The 21,181-nt window shown below is 69.2% G+C and carries 13 protein-coding genes, 4 tRNA genes and 2 pseudogenes; 12 read left to right on the top strand and 7 right to left on the bottom strand.

Annotated elements, in window-relative coordinates:
• Positions 1 to 129: 129 nt before the first annotated feature.
• Positions 130 to 2,970 carry an aconitate hydratase AcnA gene (gene acnA / locus QE392_RS11525; protein ID WP_307451803.1) on the top strand — a complete coding sequence of 947 codons (2,841 nt, stop codon included), beginning with the start codon at positions 130 to 132 and terminating at the stop codon, positions 2,968 to 2,970.
• 226 nt (positions 2,971 to 3,196) lie between these two features.
• A pseudogene (gene dxs, locus QE392_RS11520) lies at positions 3,197 to 5,147 on the top strand (1-deoxy-D-xylulose-5-phosphate synthase).
• A gap of 545 nt (positions 5,148 to 5,692) precedes the next feature.
• Here dxs and QE392_RS11515 read toward each other — a convergent pair.
• The 4 genes and pseudogenes from QE392_RS11515 to QE392_RS11500 all read right to left on the bottom strand — a co-directional run bounded on the left by QE392_RS11515 (position 5,693) and on the right by QE392_RS11500 (position 10,832).
• Entirely contained in the window at positions 5,693 to 7,831 is a 2,139-nt protein-coding gene (locus QE392_RS11515; protein WP_307451801.1) for a 3-hydroxyacyl-CoA dehydrogenase NAD-binding domain-containing protein, read from the bottom strand.
• Positions 7,828 to 9,038 (bottom strand): annotated as a pseudogene (locus QE392_RS11510) (thiolase family protein). Before QE392_RS11510 ends, QE392_RS11515 begins: the two are co-directional and overlap by 4 nt.
• Before the next feature lie 71 nt (positions 9,039 to 9,109).
• Positions 9,110 to 10,306, bottom strand: a complete 1,197-nt coding sequence (locus QE392_RS11505) for a ribonuclease D (RefSeq protein ID WP_307451799.1) — start codon at positions 10,304 to 10,306, stop codon at positions 9,110 to 9,112.
• The gene (locus QE392_RS11500; RefSeq protein WP_307454128.1) at positions 10,299 to 10,832 is read right to left on the bottom strand and encodes a DUF3000 domain-containing protein; all 534 of its coding nucleotides are present in this window, start codon (positions 10,830 to 10,832) and stop codon (positions 10,299 to 10,301) included. Before QE392_RS11500 ends, QE392_RS11505 begins: the two co-directional genes overlap by 8 nt.
• An 82-nt stretch (positions 10,833 to 10,914) precedes the next feature.
• On the opposite strand from QE392_RS11500, the gene QE392_RS11495 reads away from it, so the two are divergent.
• On the top strand, positions 10,915 to 12,120 hold the full coding sequence (locus tag QE392_RS11495) for an alpha/beta hydrolase family protein (protein WP_307451797.1): 1,206 nt from the start codon (positions 10,915 to 10,917) through the stop codon (positions 12,118 to 12,120).
• Positions 12,121 to 12,221: 101 nt separating this feature from the next.
• Here the strand turns inward: QE392_RS11495 and QE392_RS11490 are convergent, their stop codons facing one another.
• Positions 12,222 to 12,662 (bottom strand): SufE family protein, encoded by a 441-nt coding sequence (locus QE392_RS11490; RefSeq protein WP_307451795.1) that lies wholly within the window; start codon positions 12,660 to 12,662, stop codon positions 12,222 to 12,224.
• Positions 12,663 to 12,792: 130 nt separating this feature from the next.
• On the bottom strand, positions 12,793 to 13,695 hold the full coding sequence (locus tag QE392_RS11485; protein WP_307451791.1) for a sulfurtransferase: 903 nt from the start codon (positions 13,693 to 13,695) through the stop codon (positions 12,793 to 12,795).
• 118 nt (positions 13,696 to 13,813) lie between these two features.
• Between QE392_RS11485 and zapE the strand changes: the two genes are divergently transcribed.
• The 4 genes from zapE to QE392_RS11465 all read left to right on the top strand — a co-directional run bounded on the left by zapE (position 13,814) and on the right by QE392_RS11465 (position 17,530).
• Entirely contained in the window at positions 13,814 to 14,851 is a 1,038-nt protein-coding gene (gene zapE / locus QE392_RS11480; RefSeq protein ID WP_307451788.1) for a cell division protein ZapE, read from the top strand.
• A 160-nt stretch (positions 14,852 to 15,011) separates the two neighbouring features.
• Entirely contained in the window at positions 15,012 to 16,286 is a 1,275-nt protein-coding gene (locus QE392_RS11475; RefSeq protein WP_307451786.1) for an ammonium transporter, read from the top strand.
• A gap of 333 nt (positions 16,287 to 16,619) precedes the next feature.
• Positions 16,620 to 17,027, top strand: coding sequence for a type II toxin-antitoxin system PemK/MazF family toxin (locus QE392_RS11470; protein WP_307451784.1), 408 nt, complete (start codon positions 16,620 to 16,622; stop codon positions 17,025 to 17,027).
• Positions 17,028 to 17,068: 41 nt separating this feature from the next.
• A complete protein-coding gene (locus QE392_RS11465; protein ID WP_307454127.1) occupies positions 17,069 to 17,530 on the top strand; it encodes an ASCH domain-containing protein in 462 nt (153 codons plus the stop codon).
• A gap of 47 nt (positions 17,531 to 17,577) precedes the next feature.
• Here QE392_RS11465 and QE392_RS11460 read toward each other — a convergent pair.
• Positions 17,578 to 17,653: transfer RNA gene (locus QE392_RS11460), tRNA-Val, on the bottom strand.
• A 151-nt stretch (positions 17,654 to 17,804) separates the two neighbouring features.
• Between QE392_RS11460 and QE392_RS11455 the strand changes: the two genes are divergently transcribed.
• The 5 genes from QE392_RS11455 to QE392_RS11435 all read left to right on the top strand — a co-directional run bounded on the left by QE392_RS11455 (position 17,805) and on the right by QE392_RS11435 (position 21,106).
• Positions 17,805 to 17,877, top strand: a tRNA-Gly gene (locus tag QE392_RS11455).
• A 65-nt stretch (positions 17,878 to 17,942) separates the two neighbouring features.
• Positions 17,943 to 18,013: transfer RNA gene (locus QE392_RS11450), tRNA-Cys, on the top strand.
• A 27-nt stretch (positions 18,014 to 18,040) separates the two neighbouring features.
• Positions 18,041 to 18,112: transfer RNA gene (locus tag QE392_RS11445), tRNA-Val, on the top strand.
• Between the two features lie 602 nt (positions 18,113 to 18,714).
• A complete protein-coding gene (locus QE392_RS11440; RefSeq protein ID WP_307451782.1) occupies positions 18,715 to 19,935 on the top strand; it encodes a helix-turn-helix transcriptional regulator in 1,221 nt (406 codons plus the stop codon).
• Positions 19,936 to 20,692: 757 nt separating this feature from the next.
• The gene (locus tag QE392_RS11435) at positions 20,693 to 21,106 is read left to right on the top strand and encodes a PPOX class F420-dependent oxidoreductase (protein ID WP_307451780.1); all 414 of its coding nucleotides are present in this window, start codon (positions 20,693 to 20,695) and stop codon (positions 21,104 to 21,106) included.
• Positions 21,107 to 21,181 lie beyond the last annotated feature (75 nt).

Here is a 21,181-nt window from a genome sequence, read left to right as displayed (position 1 = left end):
ATCTTGACATCAAGATAAATCCGTCCCCTCGTACGGTTAGGTCGACCTTCCTGGTGTCGGCCGAGCAGGGCGGGGAAGATGGTCGAGAGCGGGCCGACGCCTGCGCATTCGCCGACGAAGGAGACGATCGTGTCCACGGTTGACAGCTTCGGTGCCAAGAGCACCCTGACAGTCGGCAGCACCGACTACGAGATCTTCCGGATCGACACGGTCGCCGGTCACGAGAAGCTCCCCTTCAGCCTCAAGGTGCTGCTGGAGAACCTGCTCCGCACCGAAGACGGCGCCAATGTCACGAAGGAGCAGATCGAGGCGCTCGGCTCGTGGGTTCCCGAGGCCGACCCCGACACCGAGATCCAGTTCACGCCCGCCCGCGTGGTCATGCAGGACTTCACCGGCGTTCCCTGCATCGTCGACCTCGCAACCATGCGCGAGGCGGTCACCGCCCTCGGCGGCGACCCGAACAAGATCAACCCGCTCTCGCCCGCCGAGATGGTCATCGACCACTCCGTCATCGCCGACCTCTTCGGCAGCGAGAACGCCCTCGAGCGCAACGTCGAGATCGAGTACGAGCGCAACGGCGAGCGGTACCAGTTCCTCCGCTGGGGCCAGACCGCGTTCGACGACTTCAAGGTCGTCCCCCCGGGCACCGGCATCGTGCACCAGGTCAACATCGAGCACCTGGCCAAGGTCATCTACGACCGCACCGTCGACGGCGTCCTGCGCGCCTACCCCGACACCTGCGTCGGCACCGACTCGCACACCACGATGGTCAACGGCCTGGGCGTGCTCGGCTGGGGCGTCGGCGGCATCGAGGCCGAGGCGGCCATGCTGGGCCAGCCCGTGTCGATGCTCATCCCGCGCGTCGTCGGCTTCAAGCTCTCCGGCGAGATCCCCGCCGGCGTCACCGCGACCGACGTGGTGCTCACCATCACCGACATGCTGCGCAAGCACGGCGTCGTCGGCAAGTTCGTCGAGTTCTACGGTGAGGGCGTCGCCTCGGTGCCGCTCGCGAACCGCGCGACCATCGGCAACATGAGCCCCGAGTTCGGCTCCACCGCCGCGATGTTCCCCATCGACGACGTCACGCTCGACTACCTGCGTCTCACCGGTCGCGACGAGCAGACCGTCGCCCTCGTCGAGGCGTACGCCAAGGAGCAGAAGCTCTGGCACGACCCCGCCCGTGAGCTCGTGTTCAGCGAGTACATGGAGCTCGACCTGTCGACGGTCGTCCCCTCGATCGCCGGTCCGAAGCGTCCGCAGGACCGCATCCTGCTCTCCGAGGCCAAGAACCAGTTCGAGAAGGACATCCTCAACTACGCCGGCGGCGCGGTGTCCGACTCGGTCGTCGACCTCGAGGTCGACGGCACGTTCCCGGCATCCGACCCGGGCTCCGTCCCCGGCGAAGAGCACGAGCACGTGACCGAGAGAGAGGTGCTGATCTCGTCCGGTCACCCCGCCAACGCGTCGAACCCGGTCAAGGTCACCACGCCCGAGGGCCAGTCCTACTTGCTCGACAACGGTGCGGTCACCCTCGCGGCGATCACCTCGTGCACGAACACGTCGAACCCCTCGGTCATGATCGCGGCGGGTCTGCTCGCCAAGAACGCCGTCGACAAGGGCCTGAAGCGCAAGCCGTGGGTCAAGACGACGCTCGGCCCGGGCTCGAAGGTCGTCACCGATTACTACGAGAAGTCCGGCCTCGACAAGGCGCTCGAGGGACTCGACTTCTACACCGTCGGCTACGGCTGCACGATCTGCATCGGAAACTCCGGTCCGCTGATCGAAGAGGTCTCCGAGGCCATCAACGAGAACGACCTCGCCGTCACGGCCGTCCTTTCGGGCAACCGCAACTTTGAGGGTCGCATCAGCCCCGACGTGAAGATGAACTACCTGGCATCCCCGCCGCTGGTCGTCGCCTACGCGCTCGCGGGCTCGATGAACTTCGACTTCGAGACCGACGCCCTGGGCAAGGACCAGAACGGCGACGACGTGTTCCTCAAGGACATCTGGCCCGCGCCCGACCAGGTGCAGACCATCATCGACGCGTCGATCTCGCGCGAGCAGTTCATCCAGCAGTACGCCACCGTCTTCGAGGGTGACGAGCGCTGGAAGAACCTGCCGACGCCGACCGGCCCGGTCTTCGAGTGGGATGCCGACTCCACGTACGTGCGCAAGGCTCCCTACTTCGACGGCATGTCGATGGAGCCGTCGCCGGTCACCGACATCACCGGTGCACGCGTCATGGCGACCCTGGGCGACTCGGTCACGACCGACCACATTAGCCCGGCCGGCAACATCAAGGCCGGCACCCCGGCCGCGCAGTACCTCACCGAGCACGGCGTCGCGCAGAAGGACTTCAACTCCTACGGCTCGCGCCGTGGCAACCACGAGGTCATGATCCGCGGCACGTTCGCCAACATCCGCCTGAAGAACGAGCTCACCGCCGCGGTCAACGACGGGACCGTCGTCGAGGGTGGCTACACCCGTGACTTCACGCAGGAGGGCGGCCCGCAGTCGTTCATCTACGACGCGAGCAAGAACTACCAGGATCAGGGCATCCCGCTGGTGATCTTCGGCGGCAAGGAATACGGCTCGGGCTCGTCGCGCGACTGGGCGGCCAAGGGCACCAACCTCCTCGGCGTGAAGGCCGTCATCACCGAGAGCTTCGAGCGCATCCACCGCTCCAACCTCATCGGCATGGGCGTCGTGCCGCTGCAGTTCCCGGCCGGCGAGAGCTGGAAGTCGCTGGGTCTCGACGGCACCGAGATCGTCTCGATCGAGGGCATCGAGCAGCTCAACGAGGGCGTCACGCCCAAGACCGTGAAGGTCACCGCCGAGCCGAGCGAGTTCTCGCCCGAGGGCAAGCAGACGATCACGTTCGACGCCGTGGTCCGCATCGACACCCCCGGTGAGGCCGACTACTACCGCAACGGCGGCATCCTGCAGTACGTGCTGCGTTCGCTCGTCTGACACCACAGGAAGGCGCCCCGGGAGCTTCGCCTCCCGGGGCGCCTTCGTTTTCCGATGCGTGAGTCGCCAGTGTTTGTCGCTCACGAGCGAGCCGAGGCGACAGATGCCGGCGACTCACGCGCATGCGAGGTCGGCGGACGCAAGCCTTTGCCGGGCTCCGGCCAGCCCCCGAGACTAGAATCGACCCGTACGCGCGCCCCCGCGCATACCGCACGAGAGGAGTCGTATGGCTCTCCTACCCGGCATTCGCGGACCCCGCGACCTCGATGACCTCACCCCCGACCAGCTACGCGAGCTGGCGGCCGAGGTCCGTTCCTTCCTCGTCGAGAACGTCGCTCGCACCGGCGGCCATCTCGGCCCCAACCTCGGCGTCGTCGAGCTCACGATCGCCCTGCACAAAGTCTTCGACTCACCGGCCGACCCCATCATCTTCGACACCGGCCACCAGTCGTACGTCCACAAGATGCTGACAGGCCGCCAGGATTTCGAGAACCTGCGCTCGCGCGGGGGCCTCGCCGGCTACCCGCAGCGCTCCGAGAGCGAGCACGACATCGTCGAGTCGTCGCACGCGTCGAGTTCGCTCAGCTGGGCCGATGGAGTGTCGCGGGCGTTCAGCCGGACCGGTCGTCGTGACCGCCATGTCGTGGCCGTCGTCGGCGACGGTGCCCTCACGGGTGGCATGACCTGGGAGGCGCTGAACAACATCAGCGACGACAACGACCGGAACCTCGTCATCGTGGTCAACGACAACGGTCGTTCGTACGCTCCGACCATCGGCGGCATGGCGCGCTACCTCAACCGCGTCCGCACGAACGATGCGTACCGCACGCTGCACCGCGGGTCCGACACGCTCTTCCGACGCCTCGGACCCGCCGCCCGCGCGGTGTATCGCGGGGTCCGCGGCGGAACCCACGGCTTCCTCTCGCGCTTCACCAACAACGAGGCGCTGTACAGCAACCTCGATATCAAATACCTCGGGCCGATCGACGGCCACGACTTCGAATCGCTCATCGAGACGCTCGAGCTCGCCAAGACGTACGGCGCCCCCGTCATCGTGCACGCGATCACCGACAAGGGCAGCGGCTACGCGCCCGCCCTCAGCGACGAGGCCGACCAGTTCCACGCCGTCGGCAAGATCGACCCGATCACCGGCGAGGCGATCGGCTCCGGCGGCGGCACGCAATGGACCGACGTGTTCGCCGAGGAGCTCACCGCGGTCGGCGCCGAGCGCGACGACGTCATCGCGATGACCGCCGCGATGCTCCGCCCCACCGGTCTGCAGCTGTTCTCCGAGCACTTCCCCCGAGCGCGTGTACGACGTCGGTATCGCCGAGCAGCACGCCGTCGCGTCCGCCGCCGGTCTCGCCTTCGGTGGTCTGCACCCGGTCGTCGCCATCTACGCCACCTTCATGAACCGCGCGTTCGATCAGGTGATGATGGATGTGGCCCTGCACAAGGCGGGCGTCACGTTCGTGCTCGATCGCGCCGGGGTGACCGGCCCCGACGGTCCGAGCCACCACGGCATCTGGGACCTCGCGATGCTGCAGCTCGTTCCCGGCATCCGGATCGCCGCGCCCCGTGACGCTGCGCGCCTGCGCGAGGAGTTCCGCGAGGCCGTCGCCATCGAAGACGCGCCGACGGTCGTGCGCTACCCCAAGGGCAAGGTCCCGGCCGACGTCGAGGCCGTCGAGCGGCTGTCCGACGGCGTCGACGTGCTCTCCCGCGGGGCCGGCGAAGACGTACTCCTGGTCGGTATCGGTCCGATGGTGCACCTGGCGCTCGAGGTCGCCGAGCGGCTCCGCGCCCAGGGCATCGGCGCGACCGTCATCGACCCGCGCTGGGCGATCCCCGTGCAGCCGTCGATCGTCGAGCTCGCCCGCGAGCACCGCCTCGTCATCACCATCGAAGACGGCATCCGCGTCGGCGGAGTCGGCACGCGCGTGCGCCAGGTGCTGCGCGAGGCCGGCGTCGACACGGCCGTCGACGAGCTCGGCATCCCCGACGAGTTCATCGACCACGCCACGCGTGAACAGATCCTCGAGGATGCCGGCCTCACGGCATCCAAGATCGCCCACGACGTCGTGGCCCAGGTGCTCGGCACGCGCATTCCGGTCGCCCGTCAGACGCCGACGGGCTCGATCCCGACGCTCGACGAGTGGGAGAAGTCGCGACCCTGACGCGACGGCCACTCAGGACGGGCCGGGATGCCAGCACACGGCCCGTCCTATGTACACCCCTCGGTCGCGAGAACAGGGGATGTCGCGGATATAGGCCAGAACCGGCGCCAACGCCCTGTTCTCGCCGCACGCCCCGTTCCCACCGCACGCCCTGTTCTCGCCGCAGCCCGCTCCTCCGCGACGCCACCAGACCGTGTGACCAGAACAGGGGATGCCACGACAACAGGCCGAAACCCACGCGATCCCCCTGTTCTCGGCGCACGCCCTGTTTCCACCGCACGCCCTGTTCTCGCCGCAGCCCGCTCCTCCGCGCCGCCACCAGACCGTGTGCCCAGAACAGGGGATGCCACGACAACAGGCCGAAACCCACGCGATCCCCCTGTTCTCGGCGCACGCCCTGTCCTGGTGACGCGCGACGCCCACGCATGACAGCGGCACCGCCCCCCGCACGACAGCGGCGCCGCCCCCCGCACGACAGCGGCACCCTCCACGCACGACAGCGGCGCCGCCCCTCGGGGACGGCGCCGCTGTCGTCTGGCCGGGGGTCAGCCGTCGATGCCGCGGATGGGCGGGTGGTGGAAGGTGTCGCCGAAGGCGCGCTCCGACGCTCCCTCACGGTCGAGATAGGGCGACGCCCCGCCGTCGATGAAGGGCCAGCCGGCGCCGAGGATGAGGCACAGGTCGATGTCCTGCACCTCGGGGACCACGCCCTCGTCGAGCATGATCTTGATCTCCTGCGCGAGACCGTCCTGCACGCGAGCGAGGATCGTCTCGGGCGCCACCGGCGTCTTGCGGGTGACCAGCACCTTCTGCGCGGCCTTGGTCCAGCCGGTCACGCGGCCGCCCTTGTCTTTCTCGACGACCTCGGGCAGCGCCGCGAGCTCATGGAAGTTCTCGGATGCGAAGAACCGGTCGGGGAAGGCGTGCGCCATCGTGTCCTGCACGTGGGCGGCGACCTTCCAGCCCACGAGGTCGATGAGCTGGAACGGCCCCATCGGCAGGCCGAGCGGCGCGAACGCCTTCTCCACCGTCGCGATCGGCGTCCCTTCGTACACAGCCCGCGCCGCCTCGCCCATGACCTTCGCCAGCAGCCGGTTCACCACGAAGCCGGGAGCGTCGGCGGTGAGCACGGCGTTCTTCCCCAGCCCCTTCGCGACCACGAAGGCGGTCGACAGAGCCGCATCCGACGTGGCATCCGTCTTCACGACCTCGATGAGCGGCATGACCGCGACGGGGTTGAAGAAGTGGAATCCGACGAGGCGCTCAGGATGCTGCAGCACGGACCCGATCTCGGCAACCGACAGCGACGAGGTGTTCGTGGCGAGGATGGCATCCTCGGCGACGATCTTCTCGATCGCGGAGAAGACGTCCTGCTTGACGCCGACCTCCTCGAACACCGCCTCGATGACGAAGTCGCAGTCCGCGAACTCGCTGCGGTCGGTCGTCCCGTGCACGAGGGCGCGAAGCTGGTTGGCGGTGTCGCCGTCCAGGCGACCCTTCGCCTCGAGCTTCCCGATCTCCTCGTGGATGGATGCCACTCCCTTGTCGACCCGGCCCTGGTCGAGGTCGGTGATGATGACGGGCACCCGCAGCTTCCGCACGAACAGCAGCGCGAACTGCGACGCCATGAGCCCCGCACCGATGACGCCGACCTTCGTGACCCTCTTCGCCAGGGCCTTGTCGGGAGCCCCGACCGGACGCTTCGCGCGCTTCTGCACGAGATCGAACGCGTACATGGATGCCGCGAACTGGTCGCCCGAGATGAGGTCGGCGAGAGCCTCGTCCTCGCGGGCGAACCCCTCGGCCTTCGTGCCGCTCTTGGCCTTGTCGAGCAGGTCGAGCGCGACGTACGGGGAGCGGGGGACGGTGCCGATCTTCGACTCGAGCATGCCGCGGGCCATCTTGATGGCGATGGGCCACTTCGTCAGGCGCTCGAGCTTGCCCGGCTCGTTCTTGCGCTCCACACGCACGCGGCCGGTGAGCACACCGTCCGCCCACCGCAGCGAGTCCTCGAGGTAGGAGGCCGCCGGGAAGATGGCATCCATGATCCCGAGGTCGAACGCCTTCTGCGGCTTGAGCATGCGGTTCTGCTTGAGCGGGTTCGAGACGACGACCTCGAGCGCGTTCTCGATCCCGATGAGGTTCGGCAGCAGGTACGCACCGCCCCACCCGGGGATGATGCCGAGAAACACCTCGGGCAGCGCGATCGCCGCCGCCGAGGCGTCGACCGTGCGGTACGTCGAGTTCAGCGCGATCTCGAGCCCGCCACCGAGGGCGAGGCCGTTGACGAACGCGAACGACGGCACACCCAACTCGGACAACGAGCCGATCACCTGATGCCCGCGCTGGGCGATGAGACGGGCGATGTCTTTCGATGGGAGTCGCGACACCTCCGACAGGTCGGCGCCTGCGGCGAGGATGTACTGCTTGCCGGTGACGGCGACCGCGTGGATCTCACCCGCCGCCGCCCGCGCCTTCAGCGAAGTGAGCGTACGGTCGAGCTCGGCGAGCGTCGCGGGTCCGAGCGTGTTGGGGCGGGTGTGGTCGCGGCCGTTGTCGAGCGTGATCAGCGCGAGCACGTTCCCTGATGGCAGGCGCACGTCGCGGACGGGGGAGTGGGTCACCACCTCGTCGCCGGACAGGGCGTCGAGGGGGGAGAAGTCGATCGTCGAGTAGTCGGTCACTTGCGCTTCTTCTTTCCGTCGAAGAACGGGTTCTCCCAGATGACCGAGCCACCCTGCCCGAGGCCCACGCACATGGCGGTGAGGCCGTAGCGCACGTCGGGTCGCTCGGCGAACTGGGCGGCCAGTTGAATCATGAGACGGACTCCGGATGCCGCGAGCGGGTGGCCGACGGCGATGGCTCCGCCCCACGGGTTCACGCGCGGGTCGTCGTCGGCGATGCCGAAGTGGTCGAGCAGCGAGATCACCTGGATGGCGAACGCCTCGTTGAGCTCGAAGAGCCCGATGTCGTCGATCGTCAGGCCGGCCTTCTTCAAGGCCTTCTCGGTCGAGGGGATCGGGCCGATGCCCATGATCTCGGGCTGCACGCCCGCGAACGCGAATGAGACCATGCGCATCTTCGGCGCGAGCCCGAACTCCTTCACGGCGCCGGAGCCGGCGAGCAGGCTGATGGTCGCACCGTCGGTGAGCGGTGACGACGTCCCGGCGGTGACGCGCCCGTGGGGGCGGAACGGGGTCTTCAGCGTTGCGAGCCCTTCCACCGTCGTCTCGGGGCGGCGACCCTCGTCCTCGGTTGCGAGGCCCCAGGCGCCGTCGGCATCCTTCACCGCGACGGGCACGAGATCGGGCTGGATCTTGCCAGCCTCGTAGGCGGCCTGCACCTTGTGCTGGCTCGCGGCGCCGAAACGGTCGGCGCGCTCCTTCGTCAGGTGCGGGAAGCGGTCGTGGATGCGCTCGGCCGTCACGCCCATGTTGAGCGCGCCCGGGTCGACGAGCTTCTCGGCCACGAACCGCGGGTTGGGGTCGACGTTGCCGCCGATGGGGTGGCGCCCCATGTGCTCGACGCCGCCGGCGAGAGCGAGGTCGTACATGCCGACGCCGATGGAGGCGCCCATGGTGGTCACGCTCGTCATGGCTCCGGCGCACATACGCTCGATCGCGAGAGGCCGGGCACCGTCATCGGCAGGCCCGCCAGGATCGCCGCGGTGCGGCCGAGCGTGAGTCCCTGATCACCCGTCTGCGACGTCGCGGCGATCGCCACGTCGTCGATCCGGTCTTTCGGCACGTCGCCGTTGCGCTCCATCAGCCCGATGATCGCCTTGACGACCAGGTCGTCGGCGCGGGTGTTCCAGTACATGCCCTTCTCGCCGGCGCGCCCGAAAGGGGTGCGCATTCCGTCGACGAAGAAGACGTCCGTCATCTCGGCCACTCTGCCTCCTGTGTTGGGGATGAATCCAGCCTAGGAAAGCGGTTTCGCGCCGAAGAATCGGTTGTCCGAACCTACGAACCGGCGGGGGAGGGGTCCTCGGCGGGATTGAGGGAAGCTACAAAACTATCGGCGATCACCTGTGCGGTCTGCTCAATCTGCCAGGGGCGCGCACCGAGTTCGGCGAGAGCCGCCCCGATCGCCTCGGCCGTGATCTCGGCCGGCGGCGCCCACGCCACGCGGCGCAGCGTCTCGGGGGTCAACAGGTTCTCGGTCGGCATCCGCAGCTCTTCGGCGCGCGCCTCAATGGCTGGCCGGGCCGCCTTCAGCCGCCGGTCCGCCTCGGGGTTGCGGTCGGCCCACGCGCGCGGGGGAGGCAGCGTGTCGCTGGGGACGCGATCCGCGGGGAGGTCGGTCGCCTCACGTCCCGCCACGATGGCGTTCCACCACCGGTCGAGCTGCGTGCGACTGGCGCGCCCGTTGAACTCCTTCACGCCGGCCAGCGCCTGCTTGGTCGGCGGATCGGCGAGCACGGCCGCAACGAGGGCGCGGTCGGGCACCAGGCGCCCCGGGGCGACGTCCTGCTCGCGGGCATAGTCCTCGCGCGCCAGCCAGAGCGAGCGTGCGACGGCCAGGGCGCGACGCCCCCGCACGGAGTGCAGGCCGCTCAGTCGGCGCCAGGGGTCGTCGCGCGCCGGCTTGGGCAGGCGGTCGAGGACCGCCTGGAACTCCTGCCGGGCGAACTCGGTCTTCTGCTGCTCCTCCAGCTCGGCCGTCAGCACGTCGCGGACGTCGATGAGGTGCTCCACGTCGAGGGCGGCGTACTCGAGCCAGGATGCCGGAAGGGGGCGCGTCGACCAGTCCGCGGCCGAGTGCGCCTTGGCCAGAGTGATCCCGAGCGTCTGCTCGACGACCGCGCCGAGTCCCACCCGCTCATGGCCCAAGAGGCGCGAGCCGAGTTCGGTGTCGAAGATGGAAGGCGGCTCGAGGCCGCGCTCGCGCAGAGACGGCAGGTCTTGGCTGGCGGCATGGAACACCCATTCCGTCTCGCCGAGGGCCGCCTGCAGCGGCGAGAAGTCCTCGATGGTCGACGGGTCGAAGAGGAACACGCCCGCACCGCGCCGGAACACCTGGATGAGGTACGCGCGCTGGGAGTACCGGAATCCCGAGGCGCGCTCGACGTCGACGGCGACGGGGCCCGTGCCCCCGGCCAGGGTCTCGGCCGCGGAACTGAGCCCCGCGGCATCCTCGATGACGACGTAATCAACCACGCGTGGGCCTCCGGGCTCCGAACACGGCAACACCCTCCGACCCCGGGGGGAGGCCGGCGAGCATGCATACGAGCTCCGCCCACGCCTCGAGGTGCGGGCGGAAGGGACCGCGCGGCGACCATGACGCGCGAAGTTCGATCTGCGAGCCCTCACCCTGTGCGGCGAGAGCGCCGAAGCCGGTCGAGAGGGTCTTGGTGGCGGTGCCGGATTCGGAATGCCGCTCGGCTCCCCGCGAGTCGAGCGCGTCGATGAGCCACGACCACGCGACCTCGGCGAGCAGGGGATCGACGCCGATCTCGGGCTCCAGCGGCGCTTGGGCGAAGCACACGATGCGCCAGGCACCGCCCCACGGTTCCGGCTCCTCGGGGTCATGCAGCAGGATGAAGCGTCCCGTGCCGAAGGGCGAATCCGTCGAGTGCTCCTCGGGCCGCACGTCACCCGCCAGCGCGAGCGCGAACGGTGCGAGTCCGGCCGGCGACGGGATCTCGCGAACCACCAGGTCCTCGCGGAAGGTCGTGGCGCGCATCTCTTCGGCAGCTCGCGCGAAGGGGCTGGCGGCCTCCGCCGGGCGCTGGTCACTCACGGCCACAGACTAGAGTGAGGCCTCGATGAACGGTCCCAGGCGCGCCGCGAGTGCGCACGCAACGCAGCGCCGCGCCACCGGCATCCGTGTCACCCTCTCCGCTCTCGGACTCGCTCTCGCCGCCTCCTCGGCCGCGCTCGGCGCCGTCTCACTGCGCGTCGCGCGCACCGTCGTCCGGCCGGCAGGGCGCGTGCCCGACACCCGGATCGTCGGGGTGGATGCCGCGGCTCAGACCATCACCCTCTCGCGCACGCCCGACACGGTGCTGCCCGGCCGCTACGGCCTCTTCACCGTCGGCTCCGTCGACTACGTGCGCCTCGGCTCGATCGTCGGCAGCGACGACGAGACCGTGACCCGCAAACTCCTCACCCACGTCCCCGCCGACAGCGACCTGGCGGCGGAGGCGGCGTTCAGCGGGTGGTATTTCGACCGCCCCGAACAGGTGCACCGCCCGTTCCGCGCCATCGAGATCGCCACCGGTGTGGGCGCGTGCCCCGCGTGGGAATTCCCTGCCGCCGATGACACCGACGTCTGGGTGATCCAGGTGCACGGCCGAGGCACCACCAAGGCCGAGACGCTGCGGGCGGTGCCCGTGTTTCACGACCTGGGCGTCACGAGCCTGGTCGTGTCCTACCGCAACGACGGCGAGGCACCGAAGAGCCCCTCCGGCACGTATGCGCTCGGCGCGACCGAGTGGCGCGACGTCGACGCCGCCATCGGCTACGCGCGCCGCCGGGGCGCCCGTCGCGTCATCCTCATGGGCTGGTCGATGGGCGGGGCGCTGGCCCTCCAGGCGGCCCTCGAGTCGCCGCACGGCGACGTCATCGCGGGACTCGTCCTCGAATCACCCGTCGTGGACTGGCGCACCGTCCTGCGCTTCCACGGACACCTGATGCGTCTGCCCGCGCCGGTCATCGCCGTCGCGCAGAACGCGCTCGGATCCGCATGGGGAGCCGCGGTCCTGGGCAGCGGGGAGGCGATTCCGCTCGACCGTCTCGACGCCGTCTCCCGCGCACAGGAGCTCGGGCACCCGATCCTGCTGCTGCACAGCGACGACGACGGGTTCGTCCCCTCCGACGCATCGCACGCTCTCGCCGCCGCCCGTCCCGACCTGGTGACGATGGAGACGTTCGAGGTCGCCCGCCACACGAAACTCTGGAACTACGACGAGACCCGGTGGGTCGGCGCGATCTCGGAGTGGATGCGCGCACGAGGCCTCGCAGCCGACTGATCCGGCGGCCGGCCCCCCGTCATCGCCGGCACGATCCGGAGACCGGATGCCGCCCACCCGGCGCTTTCGGGCATCGGCACCTCGGGACGCCGGCGGCCTTGTCAGGCGGCGCGCTTCGCGCGCACCTGGCGCTTGGCCCGCATCAGCATCCCCGTCATGCCCGCGATCCGCAGCGGGCTGACCGCACGGGTGAGACCGATGCTCTGCGGGAAGTCGTCGGGTACGGCGAGCATCTCGTCCGCGGTGAGACCCGTCAGACCCTGCGCGAGGATGCTGGCGAACCCGCGTGTCGTCGGCGCCTCGGCCGGCGCGGTGGCGTGCATCGCGACACGGTCCTCGTCGTCGACGGTGACGATGATGTACACGGGCGATTGGCACTCGGCGACGCGCTCGCACATCTCGGGGTGGTCGGCGTACTCCGCCGGCACCGCGGGCAGCTCGTGCGAGAACTCCAGGAGCAGCTGCAGGCGATCGGGCTCGTCGAGTTCCAGGAACTCATCGCGGATCTCGGCGAGGCGGGCGGGGAGGGCGTTGTCGGACATCCCCGTCATCCTCCCACGCCCGGGCCGCGTCGGCTCTGCGCCCGACGACGGCGCTGCGTGCGCAACGCCTCGATGGGGCGGCAGCTGCGCGCCGCAGTCGTCGCGACCCGGCGACCGGCGACCGGCGTGGTCAGCGCGCGGGCACCTCGCCCGGCTCCGAACCCGAGACGATCGGAACGCGCACCGCACTGCCCCACTCGGTCCAGGAGCCGTCGTAGTTACGCACGTCGTCGAATCCGAGCAGGTGCTTGAGCACGAACCACGTGTGGCTCGAGCGCTCGCCGATGCGGCAGTACGCCACGATCTTGTCGCCGTCGGCCAGTCCCGCACCGTCGCGGTAGATGGCATCCAGTTCTTCGCGCGACTTGAATCCGCCGTCCTCGGCGACGGCCTTGCCCCAGGGAACACTCTGCGCGCTGGGGATGTGGCCGGCGCGCAGCGCCCCCTCCTCGGGGTAGGCCGGGGCCGTGGTGCGCTCGCCCGAGTACTCCTCGGGGGAGCGCACGTCGATGAGCGGGTTGCCGAGATGGGCGAGCACGTCTTCCTTGTAGGCGCGCAGCAGCGAGTCGTTTCGCTCGACGACCGGGTAGTCGGTGGGCTCGACATCGGCCTTGTCGGTGGTCACCGGTCGCCCCTCGGCGATCCACTTGTCGCGGCCTCCGTCGAGCAGGCGCACGTCTTCGTGGCCGAAGAGCGAGAACACCCACAGCGCGTAGGCGGCCCACCAGTTGTTCTTGTCGCCGTAGATCACGACCGTGTCGTCGCGCGAGATCCCCTTGCTGCTCAACAACTTCGCGAAGCCCGCGCCGTCGACGTAGTCGCGCACGACCGGGTCGTTCAGCTCGGTGTGCCAGTCGACCTTGACCGCGCCGGGGATGTGGCCGGTCTCGTACAGCAGCACGTCTTCGTCGGACTCGACGACGACGAGGCCGGGCTGACCGAGGCGCTCCTGCAGCCAGTCGCCGGAGACGAGCCGACCGGGCTCGGCGTACGCGGCGAACTTGGGCGAGGTGGTGTCGAACTCGACGGTCACGGTGTCTCCTCGGTCGGTGCTACGGATGCGGCGGCATAGGCTGGTCACCGCACCTTCGACCCTAGATCCGCCACGTCGGGGCACGCACCCTCCCGTAAGACTTGGACACAGGACGGCCATGACCTCGACTCCCGCAACGACTGGGCTCATCCACCTCACCGAGCGCGAGCCGGCGGTCACCGGTGCCGAGATGGTCAGTGCCCTGGTGCCCCCGCCGCAGTTCGACGGGGCGACGTTCGAGACCTATCGAGCGGATGCCGCCTACCCCTCTCAGCAGGAGGCCAAGGAGCTGCTGCAGGCCTTCGCGGGCACGCAGAGCGCACCGGCCAAGAAGGGCGGGTTCTTCCGCCGGGCCGAGAAGACTCCACCCGTGAAGCCCGGCGTCTACCTCGACGGCGGTTTCGGCGTCGGCAAGACGCACCTGCTCGCATCGATCTACCACGCCATGCCCGCCCGCCGGAAGTACTTCGGCTCGTTCATCGAGTACACCGCTCTGGTCGGCGTGCTCGGTTACGCCAAGGCGGTCGAGCTGTTCCGCGGCTCCGACCTGCTGTGCATCGACGAGTTCGAACTCGACGACCCGGGCGACACGATGGTCATGACGCGCCTGCTGGGGGAGCTCGTGGCATCCGGAACCCGACTCGCCGCGACCTCGAACACCCCGCCCAACGCCCTCGGTGAGGGACGCTTCGCCGCCCAGGACTTCCTGCGGGAGATCCAGTCGATGGCCGACAGCTTCCGCACCATCCGCATCGACGGCACCGACTATCGCCAGCGCGCCATCGACGGCGCCGCCCGCGTCCTCGGGGCCGACGAATACACGAGCGAGATGGATGCCGCCTCCACCCGAGGAGTGGCATCCGACGACACCTTCTCCGGTCTCGTGGGCCATCTGGCACGCGTGCACCCCTCGCGCTTCATCCGCCTCATCGACGGCGTGACCACGATCGGGCTGCGCGACGTGCAGGTCCTGCACGATCAGTCGGCGGCCCTGCGACTCGTCGCCTTCGTCGACCGCGCCTACGACGCGCAGATCCCGATCCGCGCGACCGGCTCTCCGCTGAGCAGCGTCTTCAGCGACGAGATGCTCGCGGGCGGCTACCGTAAGAAGTATCTGCGCGCGGTGTCGCGCATGGTGGCTCTCACGCACTCCTGATCCACCGGCGGCACTCAGGCGTCGGAAACGCGATGTTTACCGTGGTGAGGTCTCTGTAACCTGCCGGAAACACACGGCGAACGGCCACGGTAACCGGGTGTCGGAACACTGAGAGAACCCGACGCTACACCTGCGTCCCTGCAGAGAGGTTCCCTCCGAGATGGATCAAGGCAACACCGCATTCATCCTGATAGCAGCCGCCCTCGTGCTGCTCATGACGCCAGGACTCGCATTCTTCTACGGCGGACTCGTCAAGGCCAAGAGCGTCATCAGCATGATGATGATGAGCTTCGGTGCGATGGGCCTCATGGGCGTGCTCTGGGTGCTCTACGGCTACTCGATCGCCTTCCCCGCCACGGCTGAGGGCACCACCCAGGTGCCCTGGACCATCGACCCCTCCAACTTCGGCTTGGCCGCCGCCCTCGAGACGCCCGAGGGCGCCGCGTATCCGCCGCTCGCCTTCGTCGCCTTCCAGGCCACGTTCGCCATCATCACCGTCGCCCTGGTCTCGGGCGCCATCGCCGACCGCGCCAAGTTCGGCGCGTGGATGGTCTTCGCCGCCATCTGGGCCACGGTCGTCTACTTCCCGGTCGCCAGCTGGGTCTTCAACTTCGGCCTCGCCGAAGACGCCTCGTTCGCCTACGGCGGCTGGATCACGCACGGTATGCAGGACGTCTTCGGCGTCGGCGCGATCGACTTCGCCGGTGGGACCGCCGTCCACATCAACGCCGGTGCCGCGGCCCTCGCCCTGGCGCTCGTGCTCGGTAAGCGCGTCGGCTTCCAGAAGGGCGCGCACGTCCCCCACAACCCGCCCTTCGTGCTCCTCGGCGCGGGCCTGCTGTGGTTCGGCTGGTTCGGCTTCAACGCGGGCTCCGAGCTCGCCGCTGACGGCACCGCCGCTCTCGCCTTCGTCAACACCATCGCCGCTCCCGCCGCGGCTCTGCTCGCGTGGCTGATCGTCGAGAAGATCAAGGACGGCAAGCCCACGTCGGTCGGCGCCGCCTCGGGTGCCGTCGCCGGTCTCGTCGCCATCACCCCGGCGTGCGCGTCGCTGACGCCGTTCTGGGCCATCGTGCTCGGCCTCGTCGCCGGTGCCGTCTGCGCCCTGGCGATCGAGCTGAAGTTCAAGCTCGGCTTCGACGACTCGCTCGACGTGGTCGGCATCCACCTCGTCGGTGGTCTGATCGGAACCCTGTACCTCGGCATCTTCGCCAACGGCACGGGCCTGATCTACAGCGGTTCACTCACGCAGCTCCTGGTGCAGGCGATCGCCGCCTTCGCCGTGATGATCTACTCGTTCGTGCTCGCCTTCATCATCGGCTTCGCGGTCGACAAGACGATCGGCTTCCGCGTCAAGAACGAGGACGAGATCGCCGGGATCGACACCGTCGTCCACGGGGAAGAGGGCTACGTGCTCTCCGACACCCGCGGCTGACACCGCGACACCCCGAACGGGGCGTCACCGATTCGTCGGTGGCGCCCCATTCGTCGTTCCCGGCCCGACTGCCCGTTCGGCGGCGGCGAGACGCGCGGGGCGCGGTCTCTCCGGAGTACGCATCGGGGTCCCTAGGGTGTCGGTATGGGAACCGCATCTCGCATCGTCTCGACGCTGCTCGGCGTCGTCCGATCGTCACTGTCCACCGGGCGGCGCGCCGGTGATCCGGGCATACGGCCCGCCAGTCGTCGCCCCACGCCGCGTCCAGCCTTCCGTGAGCCGCGGGCGTCCCCCGGCTCATCTGCGCGCGACTCCGGGGGCTCCGCGCTCCCTGTGAGCGTCGAGACGGTGGAGATCGCCCCGCCCCGGCAACTCAGGCTCACGTTCGCGCCCGAGCGCGACAACGCCCCCGACGGCGGAGAGATCGTCTGGACCTGGGTTCCCTACGAAGAGCGCGACGGCCGCGGAAAGGACCGCCCCGTGCTCGTGATCGGACGAGCGGATGCCACCCGCTCATACGCCGTGCGCTTGACGAGCAAGCCGCACGACGGCGACCGGCAGTACCTCGCCCTCGGGCCAGGGGAGTGGGACCCCCAGAGCAGGCCCTCCTGGGTGGACGTGGAGCAGATCTACCTCGTGCACGACGACGGCATGCGCCGTGAGGCCGCAGCGCTCGACCGGAAGCGTTTCGACATGGTGGCCGCCGCCCTCGCGGCGCGCTACGGCTGGCAGCGATCGTGACCGGTCCGGCCATCTCGATCGACACCGGGGCCGCCCGGGAGATGTGGCACGAGTACGCCGCCGCATATCCCGCCGCGGTGGCCGCGTGCCCCGAATACAGCGTCGAGCACTTCGGCGACTCGGAGCGCCTCGCCGACGAGTTGCTGGCGCACGTCATCGCCGGCGAGAAGCGAGCCACGTCGTCGCTCGTCGTGGAGTACGTCGAGAACGACGAGCAACTGCTCCGGATCGGATCGCACTGGATCGCGTGCGACGGCCGGGGCGTGCCGCGGGTCGTCCTGCGGACGACGGAGCTGCGCCTCGGCTCGTTCGCGAGCGCCGAGGCGGGTTTCGCCTCCGACGAGGGGGAGGACGACCGCACCCTCGAGAGCTGGCGGAGGGAGCACGCCCGGTACTGGACGCGCGTCTGCGCGGCGATGGGCCGCGAGTGGTCCGAAGAACACGACGAGATCGTCTTCGAACGTTTCGCCGTGGTGTGGCCGCCGGAGCTCGCCGACGCCTGACCATCGACGGGAACGACGAAGGCCCCCGGGATGACCGGGGGCCTTACTGGTGGGCGATACCAGACTCGAACTGATGACCTCTTCCGTGTGAAGGAAGCGCGCTACCAACTGCGCCAATCGCCCGTATCCCGTGGGGACTCATCGATCGTACCGGATGCCGAGAGGTGCTCCGAACCACGACGGCAAGACACACCCGGGCCGCGCTCCGTTTTGCGCGGGCGCGGGAATCGGGTAATGTCTTACGAGTGCTCGGGGCAAGCCCCGGGAACGAAATGCGGATGTAGCGCAGTTGGTAGCGCACAACCTTGCCAAGGTTGGGGTCGCGAGTTCGAGTCTCGTCATCCGCTCGAGTGGAGGGATCTCCGTCAGGGAAACCGACGGAGTATCACGACACGTGGGTCGAACCACACACGGTGGCGTGGCCGAGCGGCTAGGCACCGGCCTGCAAAGCCGTTTACACGGGTTCGAATCCCGTCGCCACCTCGCCTCATAATAAAACAGCCTGTATAGGCGCGATTGGCGCAGCGGTAGCGCGCTTCCCTGACACGGAAGAGGTCACTGGTTCGATCCCAGTATCGCGCACCGAATGAAACCCCCCGGTTCGCCGGGGGTTTTACGTTTTCCGCGATCGAGGGCAGCGGGCTGGCGCGGATCGTCGAGCGGGAAGCAACCGTCCGGTGGCGCAACCGCCCCCGCCGCCCGGTCTCGCACGAGCCCGAACGCACCACGGAGCGAAACCACCCGTCACGAGCGTCGTCGCCGGCGATGAGCGAGCTCCGTACGCAGGTCCGGCCCGCCGGCGATCCCCGTCAGCCGCAGCCGCGCCGGGGAGGTGCGACGGCGTGGGGGAGCGTCACGCCTGCAGAAGGCGCTCCGTGATCCCGGCCGCTGTCAAGCCGCCCGTGAGGCGACCGCACCCTGGCGAAGCTGACGTTCGTCGGTGGCGCCGACGAGGACGGTTGTGAAGGGGCGTACGTGTGCGGGGAGTATCGGTATCAGCGCGGGCGGCGGTTCGTGGGGCCATCGTGGCGACGACAACCCGGATGTCGCCCGGACGCGGGGTTCCGGCTCCTCACCACCTCGCCCTGCTGTCCAGGGTGGCACCGCCTCCTGCTCCATCCTGCTGGTCCGATGGCGACGCCGATGCTGTCGCGGCGATCCTCGTCGCCCGAGCACGACAGGACGTGCTCTCCGACGAGCTCTCCCTCATCGGGCGTTACTTCGTCGACGGGCGACTGACCGGCTCCGCCGAACTCACGGCAGCCGCTCGCTCGCGCCTCATGGCTGCCGCGGGTGAGTACTGCAGCGCCATCGGCTGGCCGGAACTGGGTGCACACTTCGGCGCCGACGCATTGCTGTTCGCCGATGACGACGCACTCCGCTACCGGGCCCATGCCGTGTCCGGCCTCGCCCACGCGATCAACGGCGAGTACGTCAGCGCCGAGACGCACCTCGGTCAGGCCCACGCGCTGTTCTCCCGCTCACGATGGCCCGAGGAGGAAACGGACTACCTCACCCTCCTCACCCGAACGCTGCTCGCCCCCGCTCGCATGGACCCGGGCGACCTCGCCGACGTCGCATCCACCCTCGAGCGCGCACAGCCGGACAACCGCTACTGGGCGTACACCGCTCGCGCGGCACGCGTCATGCAGGGTCTGCTCGAGGGCGACTATTCGGCCGCCTTCGCCGCCGGCAACGCACTCTGCGAGGGCCTGGAGCGGCGTCGCAGCCACCGGATGGTGCGCGGGTTCGTCCTGTGCATCCGTGCCGACATCCTCGTCGCCTGCGGTGAGCACGAGGCCGCTCTCGCCTCCTTGGCCGGCGCGCGCACCCACCCCGGACACGCCATCTGTTTTCACATGCAACGCTCCGCCGCGCTGCTGCACCTCGGCCGCGAACGCGAACTGCTCACCGAGACTGAGGCCTGCGTCTCGGCGGAGCCCGAACACTGCATGCGGACCCTCGTTCCGGTCAAGCTGCGCCGCGCACTCGCGCACGCCCGGCTGCGAGACCCGCACCGAGCAGAGCAGTCCATGACGGTCGTGCTCACGATGATCGCCAACACGGGCGGATCGGTCGCCCCGTTCATCATGCTGCCGCGCGACGAGGTCAGGGCCCTCCTCGGCACGATCGCCGCCTCCCACCCGCACCTGATCGACACGATCGGACGCATTCTCCGGCTCACGGGCGGCATCACCACCACGCCACCGGCCTTCGACCGTCTGACGCCGGCCCAACAAGCGATCGCCGCACTCCTCGCGGAGGGACACTCCTCCGCGGAGATCGCCCGCCGGAAGAACATCTCCGTCAACACCCTCAAGACGCACATCCGATTGATCTACAGGAAGCTCGGCGTCTCGAACCGCGCCGAGGCCGTGGCGATACTGCTCGCCGGGGGCGTCTGATTCGGCTTCGCCATCGCTCCGGCTCGGCATCCGGACGGCGCGACCGCCCTGGCGCCACCTGGCGCCGCCGGTGCGATCAGGTCGCTCGCCCACGCCGGAGACTCACGCGGCGGGCGCCCGCGAAAGCTCTCCCGACGCCGACGCCGACGCCGACCCCGACACAGACGCCGACGGACGAGGACCGCGTCGCGAGACGGGCGGCGGAGCGCCGACCACGAGGGGGACCTCGCGAGTTCAGCACCGCAGAGGGCCGCACCACTCGACCATCGCGGGCGCGAACCCGAAGGGAGCGGTCGCCCCCGCCGCCAGTAAGGGGGGCTGCGGAGTGCCTGGCGGCGGGGACTCTTAAACGGTAACTCATGTCCACCAAATGGGGGACATAAATTCCTGATCTTGTTCTGCTCTTCAGAGAATGTTGAGCTTATGAATGGTCGTTGCCCGGTTGCAGGGCGTTCCCGCGTCCGCCGCCCCACGCGAAAGGAACAGGGCGGTACGCAGGTCTGCGCCGGCAGCGGACACCCGGGGGCAGAGGGAGAACTGATGGTCCCCGCCGCTGCTGGAACGGGTGTGGGGTCATGCCGTTGCGGCGGGGACACCATGAACGTAGAACACGAATGAACCATCCGACAGCGCTTTGTCCGAGCCTTCGGCACCTCTTGCGTCTTCCTTGCGGGCGTCTTGAGGGCATCGTTCACGGAGCCCGAGACATGGCGCCGACGCCCTCGCTCGAGGTCGCGCGCGCATTAGCCTGAGCGCCATGACTGTTCCCGACACGCTGTGGCGCGAGATCGCGACGTCGCCGTTCGTCTCCTTGGGCACGTACCGTCGCAACGGCGCGCTCGTGGCCGTGCCCGTGTGGATCGCACGCGACGGCGATGAGTTGGTGGTGACCAGCGAACGAGCGACAGGCAAGGTGAAGCGGCTTCGCAACGACAGTCGCGTCACGCTCCGACCGTGCAGCCGTATGGGCGACGTCGAACCGGACGCCATCACCGTCGAGGCCGCGGGACGCGTCGCCGGCCCATCCAGCGGCGACCCCCGGGCGGATGCCGCGCTGCGTCGGAAGTACGGACTGCAGTACCGGGTGATCCTGGGCGTCGAGGCGCTCGTGCGACGACTGCAGCGCAAGCCGGGCGACCGCGTCATCCTCCGTATCTCTCGCAGCGCGTGACGCTTATCCGCACGGGCGCATTGACCGCAAGGGGGTGTACAGCCCGGCGCAGACCGGGGGATCGTGACAGGAAGA

The organism is Microbacterium proteolyticum (assembly GCF_030818075.1).
Taxonomy (GTDB): domain Bacteria; phylum Actinomycetota; class Actinomycetes; order Actinomycetales; family Microbacteriaceae; genus Microbacterium; species Microbacterium proteolyticum_A.
This window is presented reverse-complemented; position numbering and strand designations above follow the sequence as displayed.

Excerpts from the sequence above, each read along its gene's own strand:
- zapE (WP_307451788.1), top strand. The coding sequence starts at position 13,814 with ATGACCTCGACTCCCGCAACGACTGGGCTCATCCACCTCACCGAGCGC.
- QE392_RS11465 (WP_307454127.1), top strand. The coding sequence starts at position 17,069 with ATGTGGCACGAGTACGCCGCCGCATATCCCGCCGCGGTGGCCGCGTGC.
- QE392_RS11490 (WP_307451795.1), bottom strand. The coding sequence starts at position 12,662 with ATGTCCGACAACGCCCTCCCCGCCCGCCTCGCCGAGATCCGCGATGAG.
- QE392_RS11495 (WP_307451797.1), top strand. The coding sequence starts at position 10,915 with ATGAACGGTCCCAGGCGCGCCGCGAGTGCGCACGCAACGCAGCGCCGC.
- QE392_RS11475 (WP_307451786.1), top strand. The coding sequence starts at position 15,012 with ATGGATCAAGGCAACACCGCATTCATCCTGATAGCAGCCGCCCTCGTG.
- QE392_RS11435 (WP_307451780.1), top strand. The coding sequence starts at position 20,693 with ATGACTGTTCCCGACACGCTGTGGCGCGAGATCGCGACGTCGCCGTTC.
- QE392_RS11500 (WP_307454128.1), bottom strand. The coding sequence starts at position 10,832 with ATGCGCGCCACGACCTTCCGCGAGGACCTGGTGGTTCGCGAGATCCCG.